Genomic DNA, 13,896 nt, shown 5'->3' with positions numbered 1-13,896 from the left:
GGCGAAGCCGAACACCTCGCCGGGGCGCGCGACGCACTGCGGCGGGACGGCCTGACGGACTGCCAAGAGAGCCGGACCGGGCAGCCGCCTCCTCGAGCACCCCCCGGCCGCACGTGCACCCGAGCGGCACGGCGCCCCACCCCGCCCCCGTCGGTCGCGGCACCGGCGCGCCTGCACGCCTGGGCGCCTGGGCGCCTGGGCGCTTGCGTACCTGCGGAGCGGCTGCCGGACGCGACGAACGACACTCCCCGGAATATACCCCCGGGGGTAATGCTGTTAAGGTGAACGGCATACCCCCGGGGGTAATTTTCGTGCGAAAGGAGTACCCGCGTGTTCTTCGTTGACACCATCGAGCTGGAGGGCCTCGGCAACCGCAGTTACCTGGCCGGCGGCGAGCGGACGGCGGTCGCGGTGGACCCGCCGCGCGACATCGACACCGTTCTGGCGGCGGCCGCCCGACGCGGTGTGCGGATCTCCACCGTGGTGGAGACCCACGTCCACAACGACTACGTCACCGGCGGACTGGAGCTGGCGCGCATCACCGGCGCCACCTATCTGGTCCCGGCCGGTGCCCGGGTCTCCTTCGCCCGGACCCCGGTCGCGGACGGCGACACCGCCCGCGTCGACACGGACCTCACCCTGACGGCGGTCGCGACCCCCGGGCACACACCGCACCACACCGCCTACGTGCTGAACGAGGACGGCCGGCCGGTGGCCGCGTTCACCGGCGGCTCCCTGCTGATCGGCACGGTGGGCCGCCCGGACCTGGTCGAGCCGCGGCTGACCGAGGAGCTGGCCCGCGCCCAGCACGCCTCGGCCCGCCGTCTCGCCGAGGGCCTGCCGGACGAGACCGCGGTGCTTCCCACGCACGGGTTCGGCAGCTTCTGCTCCTCGGCACAGGCGGACGGCGACAGCACGACGATCGGCAAGGAGAAGGCGTCCAACGCGGCTCTCAGCGTGGACGTGGACACCTTCGTCGCCGACCTGCTGGCCGGCTTGGAGGACGTGCCCGCCTACTACACGCACATGGGTCCGGCCAACGCCGCGGGGGGTGCGCCGGTGGACCTGACTCCGCCCGCGGTCGCCGCCCCCGACGAGATCGCCGCGCGGCTCGCGGCCGGCGAGTGGGTCGTGGACCTGCGCAACCGGATCGCGTTCGCCGAGGGGCATGTGGCGGGCTCGTTCAACTTCGAGGTGGACGGCAAGCTCGCGACCTACCTGGCCTGGATGATCCCGTGGGGCAAGCCCGTCACCCTGCTCGCCGAGTCCCCCGAGCAGATCGCCGACGCGCAGCGGGAGCTGGTCCGGGTCGGCATCGACCGCCCGGCCGCCGCCGCGACCGGAGGACCGGACCGGTGGCTGCGCGAGGGTGAGCGCCCGGCGTCGTTCCCTCGCTCGACCTTCGCCGGACTCGCCGGACTCGCCGGGCAGGACGCGGACCGGATCGTCGTGCTGGACGTGCGCCGTGACTCCGAGCGCGCGGCCGGCTGGATCGAGGGGTCGGTGCACATCCCGATCCACCAGCTGCACCAGCGCCTCGGCGAAGTGCCCGACGGCACGGTCTGGGTGCACTGCGCCGGCGGCATGCGCGCCGGGATCGCCGCCTCCCTGCTGGACGCGGCCGGCCGGGACGTCGTCGCCGTCGACGACGGCTTCGACGCCGCAGCCGACGCCGGCTTGACCGTCGCCACTTCCTGACCCCGACCCGATCCACCACGAGAAAGCCGAGGAGAGGACCGTGTTCCTGTTCCGTAAGGGGGAGCAGCGCCTGTCCGTCGACGAGGCGCGCGCCCTCACCACCGGGGAGTCGCCCGAGGCCGTCCTGCTGGACGTGCGGGAGAAGTCCGAGTGGGAGGCCGGTCATGCGCCCGGCGCGGTGCACGCCTCGCTGACCGGCCTGGTCGCGGGCGCCGCACTGCCGCAGGCCGCGCGGTGCCGGCCGCTGGTGGTGGTGTGCCGCAGCGGGCACCGCTCCCGGCAGGCGGCGGAGCTCCTGGCCGCACGCGGCGCGGACGCGGTGGACGTGAAGGGCGGCATGAACGCGTGGGCCGCCGCCGGGCACCCGGTCGTCGACGAGCGCGGGAACAGCGGATCGATAACGTGAGTGCACTGATCCTCGCCCTCGTCTCCGGGGCCGTCATCGGCCTGGCGCTCGGCGCTCTCGGCGGCGGGGGCAGCATTCTCGCCGTCCCCGCCCTGATCTACCTGCTCGGCTTCACCCCCGCTGCGGCCACCACCGCCGCCCTGATCATCGTCATAGCCACCTCGATCACCGCCCTCGCGGCCCACACCCGCGACGGAAACGTCGCCTGGAGGACGGGGGCGCTGTTCGCGGCGGCGGGCATCGTTCCGGCGTTCCTCGCCGGGGCGGCGGCAGGACACCTGCCCGAGGCGGCGCTCACCACGGCGTTCGCCGTCATCGCCGCCCTCGCGGCGCTGCGGATGCTGAAGCCCTCCACAGCCCTGCCGCCGGAGGGGATCCGGCCCGTCAGAGCGGCCGGAGCGGGGGCCGGGCTCGGTGCCGTCACCGGGTTCCTCGGCGTGGGCGGTGGATTCCTCGCCGTTCCCACCCTGGTGAGTGTGCTCGGCCTGCGGATGCGGCGGGCGGTGGGAACCAGCCTGCTCGTCATCGTCGTGAACGCGCTGGCCGCGCTGGCGGCCCGGGCGGGGACCGGCGCGGACCTGCGCTGGGAACTGATCGGGCCGTTCGTCGGCACCGCGGTCCTGGGGGCCTGGGACGGCAAGCGACTGGCCGCGAGGTTCACCGGGAGAACACTGCAGCGGATCTTCGCGTTCGTCCTGCTGGCGGTGGCGGCCTTCATGCTCGCCGACGTGATCGTCCGGGCATGAAGGCCGCCACGGGATCAGGCCAGGGACAGGAACAGTTTCTCCAAACGGCTCCGCATCTCCTCGCGGTCCTCTCCGGGGCGGAGGCCGTCCTCCGTCCCGGTCAGGCACTGCTGCAGTCCGGTCGCGATGATGGCGAAGCCGGCCCGGTCCAACGCGCGCGACGCGGCGGCCAGCTGGGTGACCACCTCCTCGCAGTCCCGGCCCTCCTCGATCATCCGGATCACTCCGGCGATCTGGCCCTGTGCCCGGCGCAGCCGGTTCAGGACCGACTTCAGTTCGGCGCCTGCCAGATCAAGATCCATCATCACTCCTCATGAAATACCCCCGGGGGTAACAAACTCCCCGGACGGGGCACCGTAGACGCACAAGGATGACATCTGCCATGACTACGCCCATCGCTCTCGGAACCGACGAGGCACGCAGCCGCCTGCACGAGCTGACCGTCATCGACGTACGCACCCCGGGTGAGTACGCGGGCGGCCACCTCCCGGGCGCGCTCAACATCCCCCTCGACCGGATCCAGCACGCCCTGCCGGACATCCGCCGCGCCTCCGAACGCGGCGACGTCCTGGTCGTCTGCGCCTCCGGCGCCCGTTCCGGGAACGCCTGCCGGATCCTCGCGGAGAACGGCGTCACCACCGCCACCCTCAGCGGCGGAACCGGCGCCTGGGCCGCCGAGGGCCATGACCTGCACCGCCCGAAGGGCACGTCCCGCGCCACCTGGGGCATGGAGCGGCAGGTCCGCCTCACCGCCGGAACCGTCGTCCTCCTCGGACTGCTCCTCGGCCTGCTGTTCCACCCCGCCTTCCAGCTCCTGTCCGCGGGCATCGCCGCCGGCCTGGTCTTCTCCGCCGTCACCAACACCTGCGGCATGGCCGCCGTGCTGGCCAAGCTGCCCTACAACCGGCCCCGCGCCGCGGACCTCGACGACACACTGGCCGCCCTGCGCAACCGCTGACGCACAAGGACACACACGGAGGGCGGGACCCGGTGCGGACCAGGTCCCGCCCTCCGTGCGTCTTCGCGCGTGCTCCCGGAGAGCGGCCGCGGTGTCCGGCTCGGACGCCTCGTCCTCAAGGGCACGTCCGGCCGGCGGACATCCGTGCTCAGCACGATGCCGGCCAGGACGGAGGTGAGGGCCAGGGCAGGACGGTTCCACCACCGCACGGGGATCGGCCGGCCGAACAGCGGGTTGGGCACCACGTCGGTGGGCGCGCCGACGACAACGGCGGTGGCCGGGGCGCCGACGCCCGCCGCACACCACTGCCTCGCCCGCCGCGCACGCGGCGCCCCGCCCGCCCGGCTCGGCGAACGCCGGGAAGAGGACATCCGAAAGGACTCCGTTTCCGGATGGAGGAGCGAGGACTCGACCGCTGGGGCCGGCCTGCCTCCGCAGAACGGAGAAAGGAGCCGCCGACGGCGGGGCGGGCGGGTCAGGCGGTGGCCGGCAGGGCGGCGAGGGCGGCGTCCAGGCGGCGCCGGGCCTCCTCGGCGACGGGTTCGAGGGCGGGCAGGCCGGTGAGGGTGACCATGGTGGCGGGGTCGAGGGCCTGGACGAGGGTGGTGCCGCCGTCGCGGCGGACGACGACGTTGCACGGCAGCAGGAGGCCGACGGAGCGGTCGGCCTCCAGCGCCTGGTGGGCGAGGGGCGGGTTGCAGGCACCGAGGATCAGGTAGTCCTCCATGTCATGGCCCAGCTTGGCCTTGAGGGTGGCGGTGACGTCGATCTCGGTCAGGACGCCGAAGCCCTGGTCGGCCAGGGCCTGGCGAACCTGGGTGACCGCGGTGGCGAAGTCGGTGCCGAGACGGACGGTGCGGTCGTAGGACACGTGTGCTCCTCGGCTGGTGCGGGCGACCGGACGGTTCCGTGATATCCGGCCGAGTACCCGGACGGGCCCGGTGACACGAGGTTCTTCCCGGGCATCGCGATGCCTTTGAAGGCACTTGGCGCACGCCCGGCCGAAGGAACTGCGGCGGACATACGACAGGGAGGCCCCCGCCCCCGCGATGGTGTGCCCGACCCGCCACCCGAATGGCCCCTGTGGAGGGCCTCGACGGCGGCACCGCGACGGAGGCCCGGTGGGGAAGGACCTGCTCCGGGGTTCTTTCGGGCGCCGCCTTACCACGCCCGCAAGGCTCGAGGTGTGCCGGAGGCTGCGGGCCCGGTCGGACGTCGCGATCATCGCGGTGACCGCGCGGGGCGAGGAGGCGGACCGGGTGGTGGCCCTGGACGAGGGCGCCGACGCGCTCGCCTCGACCGGGTCCGGCCGCGTCCGCCCGGCCCTCCGCACCGACCGGGACCGGTCGTGACCAGCATGCGTGCGCGTCGTCCCGTACGGCCTTGAAGCAGGGCCGTACGTCCCTGGCACCACTGCCCGGTGGCACGATGGGATGGAGGGGGTTCGGCCCACGATCACCGCGCCGGACGGACCGGGGTACGCCATGACCCACCGCACGTTCACCACACGGTTGCGCCGCCTGACCGCGGCGGTCGTGCCGACACGGCTCGAACCCGTCCTCCTGGCCGTCACCGCGGCGGCCCTGACCGCCGGCGGCATCGCCCGGCTCGCCGGTGCCGGACCCCTCTCCGACCTCTTCTGGGCCCTGGGCACCCTCTCCGCCGTCGTCCCCGCGGTGGTGTGGGTGCTCGCCGCGCTGCGTCACGGACGCGCAGGCGTGGACCTCATCGCCGTACTCGCGCTCGGCGGCACCCTGGCCGTCCACGAGTACCTGGCGGGCGCCCTGATCGCGCTCATGCTCGCCACCGGCCGCACCCTGGAGACCGCGGCTCAGCGGCGGGCCTCCCACGATGTGCGTGCCCTGCTGGAACGCGCGCCGCGTTCCGCACGCCGCCGCACCGACGCCGGAGTGGCCACGGTGCCGCTGGCCGAGGTCGCCGTCGGCGATCTCCTCGTCGTCGGTCCGGGCGAGGTGGTTCCCGTCGACGGCCGTGTGGAGGGCGCCGTCGCCGTGCTCGACGAATCGGTGCTCACCGGTGAGCCCCTCCAGGTCGAGCGGGCCCGGGGCGAGACGGTGCGCAGCGGCGTGGTCAACGCCTCAGGCGCGTTCGAACTGCGCGCCACGGCCACCGAACAGGACAGCACGTACGCCGGGATCGTGCGGCTGGCGCGGCAGGCCGGCGCCGAGTCCGCGCCCGTCGTGCGGCTGGCGGACCGCTATGCCGCCTGGTTCCTGCCCCTGTCGCTCGCCGTGGCGGGACTGGCCTGGCTGATCAGCGGCTCCGCGGTGCGCGCGGTCGCCGTCCTGGTGGTCGCCACTCCCTGCCCGCTGCTGCTGGCCGCCCCGGTCGCCATCGTCTCCGGGCTCTCCCGCGCCTCCCGCCTCGGCGTCGTCATCCGTGACGGCGGCGCGCTGGAGAACCTCGGCCGGGCCCGCACCCTCCTGTTGGACAAGACCGGCACCCTCACCGGGGGGCGCCCCCGCGTCGTCGACGTCACCGCCGCTCCCGACGTCCACCCCACCGAGGTCCTCCGTCTGGCGGCCTCGCTCGACCAGTACTCGCCGCACGTCCTGGCCCAGGCCATCGTCGACGCCGCACGGGAACGCGGACTGGCTCTGTCGGTGCCGTCCGACGTCACCGAGGAACCCGGCCGGGGCGCCACCGGCGACGTGGACGGGCATCGGGTCTTCATCGGCCGGACGAACACCGCGGACGCGTGGCCGGCCTGGGCCGGGGCGGTCGACAACCGGGCCCTCCTCGACGGCGCGGCCGTCGCCTGGCTCACCGTCGACGGACACCTGGCCGGCGCCGTCCTGCTGCGCGACCCCATACGCCACGACGCGCCACGCACCCTGCGCCACCTGCGCACGGCAGGCATCGAACGACTGCTGATGCTCACCGGCGACCGCGCCGCGCCCGCCCGTGAAGTCGCCGCCATTCTCGGCCTGGACGACGTGCGCGCCGAACTCGGCCCGGCCGACAAGGTCGCCGCCGTACGGGCCGAACGCGAGCGTGCGGTCACCGTCATGGTCGGCGACGGAGTCAACGACGCCCCCGCCCTCGCCGCCGCCGACATCGGCGTCGCCATGGGCGCCCGCGGCTCCACCGCTTCCTCCGAGGCTGCCGACATCGTCCTGACCACCGATCGCGTCGACCGTCTCGCCGACGCCGTCACCATCGCCCAGCGCGCCCGGCGCATCGCCGTCCAAAGCGCCCTCGGCGGCATGCTGATGTCCCTGGCCGCCATGGTCGCGGCCGCCGCCGGCCTCCTCCCGCCCGCCGCCGGCGCTCTGCTCCAGGAGGTCATCGACGTCGCCGTCATCGTCAACGCCCTGCGCGTCCTGCGGACGGGCCCGGCCGCACGGCCGGCCCTCACCCCCACCACCGAAGCCCTCATCCACCGCTTCGCCGCCGAACACGACGACCTCCAGGACGTCCTCGAATCCGTACGCGCCGCCGCCGACCGCCTCTCCGACAGCCCCGGCCCCGAGGCCCTGGCAGCCGTCGAGGAGACCCACCGGCTACTGGCCGAACGGCTGCTTCCGCACGAGTACGCCGAGGAGCACGAGCTCTACCCCGCCCTCGCGCCGACGCTCGGCGGCCCCGAGGCGACCGCCACCATGAGCCGCGCCCACACCGAGATCGAACGTCTTTCCCGCCGCGTCGCCACCCACGTGCAACTGGCTCACGCGGGCGAGGGCCTCTCTCCCGAGCAGCTCGACGACCTGCGCTCGTGCCTCTACGGCCTGAACACCGTGCTGCGCCTCCACTTCACCCAGGAGGAGGAGAACTACTTCTCCCTCGCCCCGTGAACGACGTCGTGGGAAGGACCGTCGCGACGCGCGCCCCGGCTTCCGGCTCCCAGGAAGTACGGATGTCCGTTGCGGAAGCCGTGAGGGGCCGCGCCGCGAACCGGCCGGCGCGCCGCGCGGGTCCACCGCCGGTCGTGCCGGTCCCCGCTTCGTGCGGCTTCGCGATCGACGTCGCGGTCTCCCTCGACCGGGCGGTGATCGGCCCCTTCATCGCCACCGCCGTCCTGGGCGCCTGGGACGGCAGCCGCCTGGCCGCGAAGGTCTCCGGACCCCGCCTGCGGCGCGTCTTCGCGGTGGTCCTGCCGGTCGTGGCCGTCTTCCTGCTCGCCGACGCGGTGAGATGACGTGGCCCACGGCTCAGGCCAGCGACAGGAACAGCTTCTCCAGCCGCGCCCGCATCTGGTCCCGGTCCCCGGCGGCCTGTGCGCCCTCGGCCATGCAGTGCTGCAACCCCGTCGCGATGATCGCGAACCCGGCCCGGTCCAGCGCCCGGGACACCGCCGCGAGTTGCGTGATCACGTCCTCGCAGTCCCGGCCCTCCTCGATCATCCTGATGATTCCCGCGATCTGCCCCTGCGCCCGCCGCAGCCGGTTGAGCACGCTCTTGAGCTCGTCGGCCGCCATCTCCAGCTCCACGCTTCCTCCTCCATAAATACCCCATAGGGTATTCTAGTACGTTCGGCACCCACCCGGACGGAGCGACGAAAGGCAACCTCGCACACATGAACAGCCCCGCCACCATCGGCCCCGCCCAGGCCGCCGAGCGCCTGAGCGCCTACACCGTCATCGACGTGCGCACCCCCGGCGAGTACGCCGCCGGCCACCTGCCCGGCGCCCACAACGTCCCCCTCGACCACCTGCGCACCGCACTCCCCGCCCTCAAGACGGCAGCCGCCCGCGGCGAACTGCTGCTGGTGTGCGCCTCCGGCGCCCGCTCCGCCTCCGCCTGCGAACAGCTCGCCGAAGCCGACATCACCGCCACCACCCTCACCGGCGGCACCGCCGCCTGGATCCAGCAGGGCCACCCCGCCGACCGCGACACCGCCAGGGCCACCTGGCCCATGGAGCGCCAGGTCCGCCTCGCCGCCGGAGCCCTCGTCGTCGCGGGCCTCGCACTCGGCACCCGCTACCGGCCCGCCCGCTGGCTGTCCGCCGCCGTCGGGAGCGGCCTGGTCTTCTCCGCCGCCACCGACACCTGCGGCATGGCCGCCCTGCTCGCCAAACTCCCCCACAACCAGCCCCGCGCCACCGGCCTCGACGCCACCCTCGACGCCCTCAGCCGGTAACGCCCCCGCGCACCCGGGGCCTTTCCGCCCGGACCGGCCGGTGAACGTCACCGCGCCCGGGACACCCTCGCCGATGCGGGGCGGCCCGGGCGCGGTCCCGGTGGGGGCGGGCGTCAGTGAGGGGCGTGGACGACGGCGTGCCCCTTGCCGCGGCCGATCATCCATTTGTTCACCGGCGTGGTGACCAGGAAGGCGACGACGAAGCCGCCCAGCAGTGACGACCAGAACAGCCCCTCGGACAAGTGGGCGTCCATCGCGCCCGGGACCAGGGCGATGATGCCGTTGTCGACGAGTTCCATCACGGCGATGGAGACGGTGTCGGCGGCGAGCGCTGCCTTGATCGCGGTCTTGAGGTTCAGGCCGGCCCGGCGCATCGCGAACAGGGTGAACGAGTAGCCGAACACGAAGGCGAGCACGATCGCGAGGACCATGGTGGGCACGTTGCCCCACAACAGGGCGGTACCGATGGCCATGCCGAGGATCTCGCCGACGACACAGCCGGTCAGGCAGTGCAGGGTCGCCTTCGCCGCCGTCGCCCACGACGCCCCGGGCGCATGCCCGCCGCGGTCGGCACGGTCGGAGTGCTCGGAGTGCTCGGAGTGCTCGACATGGTCGGCGTGCTCGTGTCCGGCGCGGGCGTGGTGCGCTGCGTGGTCCATGCCCTTCATCCCCCTTCGCGTCCAGTGTGATCCCTTGCGTCCCCGGGTTCCACATCCTCAACCACATACCCCCATAGGGTATTTCAGCGGCGGCGTTCCGCCCGCCGGGACGGCCGGGCGAGGCCACGCCCGCCATCCGCGAGGCCCTGCGCCCGTACGGCACCAGGGGGCCACCCGGCAGCAGTCGACGGTCCACGCGCGACCGGAGCCCGTTGCGCACTCCGGAGCCCACCAGGATCCGCGACACTCGACGCGACACCACTCGCCAGTCGAGATGACCCCACATGGCACCACGCGACACCATGTGGTGCCACTTGACGCCATCCGGTGCCACATAACGCCAGTCAAGCGCCACGCGGCGCCACCGAAGCCGACATCAGTCACTCCGGCGCCATCCCGGCACCTTTGATCACCACCCCACCCCTCTGCCCCCACCTGCGGAAATCAAGGCCGCGAGGGGTTCGCGACACCATCACTGAGCGTCAACTCGCCCTCCAGGCTTGCCATTGGCGCCAACTAGGTGCCACTATGGCGTCATGGACCTCACGCCGTATGTCGACACACTCCGCCGGGAACTCGCGGTGGCCGCCGAAGCCGGCGGGGAGGACGCCCGCGAGCTGGCCGAGCGGCTGACCGCTCCCCTGGAGTCGGCGACCAGGCTGACACTGCTGAACGTGCTGTCCGCCGCCATGGACGAGATCACCCGTGAACTCGCCCCCGGCTCGGTCGACGTACGGCTGCGCGGGCTCGACCCCGACTTCGTCGTGACACCGCCGCCGGGCGACGCCGGTTTCGAGAGGCCGGCCGGCCACCCCGAGCCGCTGAAGGCCCCGGCCCCGGTGCCCGCCGACGAGGACAGCACCACCGCGCGGGTCAACCTGCGCCTTCCGGCCCATCTCAAGGCGCGCGCCGAGGAGGCGGCCGCACGCGAGGGCCTGTCGGTCAACGCGTGGCTGGTGCGCGCGGTGAACTCGGCCGTCGAAAGCGGCGACGTCCGGGCTCGCTCCACCACGTCGAACAGGAGTGGCGGACAGCAGTACACCGGCTGGGTGCGCTAGGCCCCGCCCGGACCGCACCGCCGTACGGACACAGACCCGGATCGCACGGCCGTACGGACACAGACTTCGAGAACTTCGCGAGCAGCCAAAGGACGGGACAGCCATGCCTTCTTTCGAGACCCCGGAACCTATTTCGGTGACTGTTCAACTCGGCACGGGAGACCTGCGGTTCCTCGCCGAAGACCGCACCGACACCGTGGTGGAGGTGCTGCCCACCGACCCCGAGCGGGACGGCGACGTCCGGCTCGCCGGGCAGACCCAGGTGACGTACGCGGGCGGGCGGCTGCACATCAAGGCCCCCAAGCAGCGCTCACTGTTCGGCCGGCCGCCGTCCGTGGACATCGTCGTCGAACTCCCGGCCGGTTCCCAGGTGGAGTCGGACGTGACCGGGGCCGACTTCCGCGCCGAGGGACGGCTCGGCGAAGTACGGGTGAAGTGCTCGTCCGGCGACATCCACCTGGCCGAGACGGGGCCGCTGCACCTGCACACCTCGTACGGGCGCATCACGGTGGACCACGCCGTGGGCGACGTCGAGGCGCAGACCGGTTTCGGCAGCATCCGTATGCGTGCCGTCGAGGGCAGTGCCGTACTGAAGAACTCGCACGGCACGACCACCGTCGGCACCGTCACCGAAGAGGCCAGGATCAGCGGCGCCAACGGCGACATCACCATCGAACGGGCCGGCGCCGGGGTGCGCGCCACCACCGCGCACGGGATGCTCCGGGTTGATGAAGTGGCCAGTGGTTCGGTGGAGTTGGAGACCTCCTCCGGCGACATCGAGATCGGGGTGCGGGCCGGTACGGCCGCCTGGCTGAACGCGAGTTCCGGGCACGGCCGGGTACGCAACCTGCTGACCGCCTCCGACAGCGCCGGAGAGACCGAGGACAAGGTGGAGGTGCGGGCCCGTACGCGTTACGGCGACATCGAGGTCCGACGCGCCGCCGCCTGACCCGCCCCACACACCTCGGCACCCCCGAAATCCCCATCGTCCCGCCCCACTTCGCACCTTCACCTCAGGAGAGGGCCATGCCCAACTCTGTCATGCCCACGCCTACTCCCTCCACGGACGGCACCCTCTGCGCCGTCTCCACCATCGGCCTGCGCAAGTCCTACGGGGACAAGGTCGTGCTCGACGGCATCGACCTGCACATCCCGGCCGGCAGCGTCTTCGCCCTGCTCGGTCCGAACGGGGCGGGGAAGACCACCACCGTGCAGATCCTGTCCACGCTGATCCCCGCCGACGGCGGCCGGGCCCAGGTGGCCGGGCACGACGTCACGGCCTCGCCCGACGGGGTGCGCGCCGCGATCGGTGTCACCGGGCAGTTCGCCGCGCTCGACGATCTGCTCACCGCCGAGGAGAACCTGCTCCTGATGGCCGATCTGCTGCGGCTCGGCAAGCGCGAAGGACGCAGCCGCGCCAAGGAGTTGCTGGAGCGCTTCGAGATCGCCGATGTCGCGCACAAGCGGGCGGCGACGTTCTCCGGTGGCATGCGGCGCCGCCTCGACCTCGCCATGACGCTGGTCGGCGACCCGGAGGTGATCTTCCTGGACGAGCCGACGACCGGACTCGACCCGCGCAGCCGCCGCACCATGTGGGAGACGGTGCGCGGCCTGGTGGCCGGCGGGGTCACGGTCTTCCTCACCACGCAGTACCTGGAGGAGGCCGACCAACTCGCCGACCGGATCGCCGTGCTCGACGGCGGGCGCATCGTCGCCGAGGGCACCGCCGACGAACTCAAGTCCCGTATCCCGGGCAGCCATGTGCGGCTGCGGTTCACGGACGAAAGCGAGTACGAGCGGGCGGCGGCCGTCTTCCCGGGCGCGGCCCGCGACGCCGAGGCGCTCGCACTGCGCATCCCCGGCGACAGCGGCATCGGTTCCCTGCGCACCCTGCTCGACCGGCTCGACGACGCCCGGGTGCGGGCCGCCGACCTGTCCGTGCACACCCCCGACCTCGACGACGTGTTCCTCGCCCTGACCGGCGACGACGGCGCCGCCGCCCCCCTTCGCACCAAGGAGACCCTGCGATGAGTTCGCTCGCCTACGCCGTGCACGACTCGGCGACCATGTTGCGGCGCAACCTGAAGCACGCGATCCGCTACCCGTCCGTGTCGCTCGGCTCGGCCGCCCTTCCGGTGATGATGCTGCTGCTGTTCGTGTACGCCTTCGGGGACTCGATCGGCGGCGGCATCGGCGGCGCGGGCGCCAGCAGGGACGTCTACCTGGAGTATCTGACGCCCGGCATCGTGATCATGGGGGTGGCGGCCGGGTCCATGTCCACCTCGATCGCCGTCTGCTCCGACATGACCGAGGGCATCATCAACCGCTTCCGCACCATGAACATCACGCGCTCGTCGTTCATGACGGGACATGTGCTCGGCAGCGTCATCCAGACCATGTTCGGTGTGACGGTGGTCGTCGGGGTGGCGCTCGCGATCGGATTCCGGCCGGACGCGAACGTCCTGGAGTGGCTGGCCGCGACCGGGCTGCTGGTGGCCATCGCCTTCGCCCTGACCTGGCTGTCGGTCGCGCTCGGCCTGATCTCCAAGACGGTCGAGGCCGCCAGCAACAAACCGCTGATCATCCAGTTCCTGCCGTTCATCGGCTCCGCGTTCGTGCCGGCCGATTCGATGTCGCCGGGGCTGCGCTGGTTCGCCGAGTACCAGCCGTTCACGCCGATGATCGAGACGCTGCGCGGTCTGCTCACCGGCACCGCCGTCGGGAACGACGCGTGGATCGCGCTCGCCTGGTGCGCCGCCGTCGCACTCGTCGGGTACGCCTGGTCACGCTCCCTCTTCAACCGGGGCACCACACGCTGAGTCCGCCCCGCTCGCGACAGGGATGAAATTTCGTAGCAAGACATGCTGAAACACTCAAGGCCAAGTGCTCACGTCCTCCCCTCCTCCGGGTTCCCCGCAGGGCCGGGAAGCGACGTGAGCACCGGTGTTTCCACGGAACGGCCGGGCCGGGGCACCGGCACGGCAGGCGCCGAGGGCGGAACGCGCCGGCGCACGGTGTCAGCGGTGCCAGCGGCCGGTGGAGCCGTCGATCCGCTCACGGAGGATGTCGGCGTGGCCGGCGTGCCGGCCGGTCTCCTCGATCATGTGCACCAGGACCCACCGCATGGACGGTGCCGGTCCCTCCTTCCCGAGCGGACTGAGCGGACTGAGCCGAATGAGCCGCCAGAGACTCTGCCGGAACCCTGGCCCCGGAACCGGTTCGGCCGTCATTCCTGAGGGAGCAGCCGGTGCGGTGCGGACTCAGCAGGCG

Annotated in this window: 15 protein-coding genes and 2 pseudogenes; 12 read left to right on the top strand and 5 right to left on the bottom strand. The window is 72.7% G+C overall.

What is annotated here, in order from left to right; translation table 11 throughout:
- Positions 1-330: 330 nt before the first annotated feature.
- From AOK11_RS12440 to AOK11_RS12430, 3 genes are read left to right on the top strand one after another with little or no spacing between them, the layout of a single operon-like run.
- Positions 331-1,698, top strand: coding sequence for an MBL fold metallo-hydrolase (locus tag AOK11_RS12440; protein ID WP_055593739.1), 1,368 nt, complete (start codon positions 331-333; stop codon positions 1,696-1,698).
- A gap of 40 nt (positions 1,699-1,738) precedes the next feature.
- The gene (locus AOK11_RS12435; RefSeq protein WP_055593738.1) at positions 1,739-2,104 is read left to right on the top strand and encodes a rhodanese-like domain-containing protein; all 366 of its coding nucleotides are present in this window, start codon (positions 1,739-1,741) and stop codon (positions 2,102-2,104) included.
- Positions 2,101-2,850: a sulfite exporter TauE/SafE family protein gene (locus AOK11_RS12430; protein WP_055593737.1), complete on the top strand. Its 750-nt coding sequence runs from the start codon at positions 2,101-2,103 to the stop codon at positions 2,848-2,850. Before AOK11_RS12435 ends, AOK11_RS12430 begins: the two co-directional genes overlap by 4 nt.
- 14 nt (positions 2,851-2,864) lie before the next feature.
- Here AOK11_RS12430 and AOK11_RS12425 read toward each other — a convergent pair whose 3' ends face one another.
- Complete coding sequence (locus AOK11_RS12425) at positions 2,865-3,152, bottom strand: metal-sensitive transcriptional regulator (protein WP_055593743.1); 288 nt, start codon at positions 3,150-3,152, stop codon at positions 2,865-2,867.
- 80 nt (positions 3,153-3,232) lie between these two features.
- Between AOK11_RS12425 and AOK11_RS12420 the strand changes: the two genes are divergently transcribed.
- Positions 3,233-3,808, top strand: a complete 576-nt coding sequence (locus AOK11_RS12420; protein ID WP_055593736.1) for a rhodanese-like domain-containing protein — start codon at positions 3,233-3,235, stop codon at positions 3,806-3,808.
- Between the two features lie 475 nt (positions 3,809-4,283).
- Here the strand turns inward: AOK11_RS12420 and AOK11_RS12415 are convergent, their stop codons facing one another.
- Complete coding sequence (locus AOK11_RS12415) at positions 4,284-4,679, bottom strand: DUF302 domain-containing protein (RefSeq protein WP_055593735.1); 396 nt, start codon at positions 4,677-4,679, stop codon at positions 4,284-4,286.
- Positions 4,680-4,929: 250 nt separating this feature from the next.
- Here AOK11_RS12415 and AOK11_RS46175 point away from each other — a divergent pair, with 250 nt between their 5' ends.
- The 3 genes and pseudogenes from AOK11_RS46175 to AOK11_RS39690 form a co-directional block, all read left to right on the top strand.
- Positions 4,930-5,160, top strand: a complete 231-nt coding sequence (locus AOK11_RS46175) for a response regulator (RefSeq protein WP_055593734.1) — start codon at positions 4,930-4,932, stop codon at positions 5,158-5,160.
- A 132-nt stretch (positions 5,161-5,292) separates the two neighbouring features.
- On the top strand, positions 5,293-7,623 hold the full coding sequence (locus tag AOK11_RS12405) for a heavy metal translocating P-type ATPase (protein WP_107098565.1): 2,331 nt from the start codon (positions 5,293-5,295) through the stop codon (positions 7,621-7,623).
- A gap of 173 nt (positions 7,624-7,796) precedes the next feature.
- Positions 7,797-7,967: pseudogene (locus tag AOK11_RS39690) on the top strand (sulfite exporter TauE/SafE family protein); the annotation flags it as partial.
- 13 nt (positions 7,968-7,980) lie between these two features.
- Here the strand turns inward: AOK11_RS39690 and AOK11_RS12395 are convergent.
- The gene (locus AOK11_RS12395) at positions 7,981-8,259 is read right to left on the bottom strand and encodes a metal-sensitive transcriptional regulator (RefSeq protein WP_055593732.1); all 279 of its coding nucleotides are present in this window, start codon (positions 8,257-8,259) and stop codon (positions 7,981-7,983) included.
- An 86-nt stretch (positions 8,260-8,345) separates the two neighbouring features.
- Here AOK11_RS12395 and AOK11_RS12390 point away from each other — a divergent pair, with 86 nt between their 5' ends.
- Positions 8,346-8,909 carry a rhodanese-like domain-containing protein gene (locus AOK11_RS12390; RefSeq protein WP_055593731.1) on the top strand — a complete coding sequence of 188 codons (564 nt, stop codon included), beginning with the start codon at positions 8,346-8,348 and terminating at the stop codon, positions 8,907-8,909.
- Between the two features lie 113 nt (positions 8,910-9,022).
- Here the strand turns inward: AOK11_RS12390 and AOK11_RS12385 are convergent, their stop codons facing one another.
- Positions 9,023-9,568 carry a DUF4396 domain-containing protein gene (locus AOK11_RS12385; protein WP_055593741.1) on the bottom strand — a complete coding sequence of 182 codons (546 nt, stop codon included), beginning with the start codon at positions 9,566-9,568 and terminating at the stop codon, positions 9,023-9,025.
- A gap of 536 nt (positions 9,569-10,104) precedes the next feature.
- Between AOK11_RS12385 and AOK11_RS12380 the strand changes: the two genes are divergently transcribed.
- The 4 genes from AOK11_RS12380 (at position 10,105) to AOK11_RS12365 (ending at position 13,445) form a co-directional block, all read left to right on the top strand.
- Positions 10,105-10,626: a YlcI/YnfO family protein gene (locus tag AOK11_RS12380; RefSeq protein WP_055593730.1), complete on the top strand. Its 522-nt coding sequence runs from the start codon at positions 10,105-10,107 to the stop codon at positions 10,624-10,626.
- Positions 10,627-10,729: 103 nt separating this feature from the next.
- Complete coding sequence (locus AOK11_RS12375; protein WP_055593729.1) at positions 10,730-11,575, top strand: DUF4097 family beta strand repeat-containing protein; 846 nt, start codon at positions 10,730-10,732, stop codon at positions 11,573-11,575.
- Between the two features lie 77 nt (positions 11,576-11,652).
- Positions 11,653-12,657 carry an ATP-binding cassette domain-containing protein gene (locus AOK11_RS12370; RefSeq protein WP_206188824.1) on the top strand — a complete coding sequence of 335 codons (1,005 nt, stop codon included), beginning with the start codon at positions 11,653-11,655 and terminating at the stop codon, positions 12,655-12,657.
- Positions 12,654-13,445 carry an ABC transporter permease gene (locus tag AOK11_RS12365; RefSeq protein WP_055593728.1) on the top strand — a complete coding sequence of 264 codons (792 nt, stop codon included), beginning with the start codon at positions 12,654-12,656 and terminating at the stop codon, positions 13,443-13,445. The genes AOK11_RS12370 and AOK11_RS12365 overlap by 4 nt, the downstream gene beginning before the upstream one ends.
- Positions 13,446-13,643: 198 nt before the next feature.
- On the opposite strand, the pseudogene AOK11_RS39685 reads toward AOK11_RS12365, so the two are convergent.
- Positions 13,644-13,766: pseudogene (locus AOK11_RS39685) on the bottom strand (mycothiol transferase); the annotation flags it as partial.
- Positions 13,767-13,896: the final 130 nt, after the last annotated feature.

Origin of the sequence: Streptomyces hirsutus (genome assembly GCF_001418415.1) — a bacterium.
Classification (GTDB): domain Bacteria; phylum Actinomycetota; class Actinomycetes; order Streptomycetales; family Streptomycetaceae; genus Streptomyces; species Streptomyces hirsutus.
Note: the sequence above shows the minus strand (reverse complement) of the source record. Positions and strands in the feature narration are given on the sequence as shown.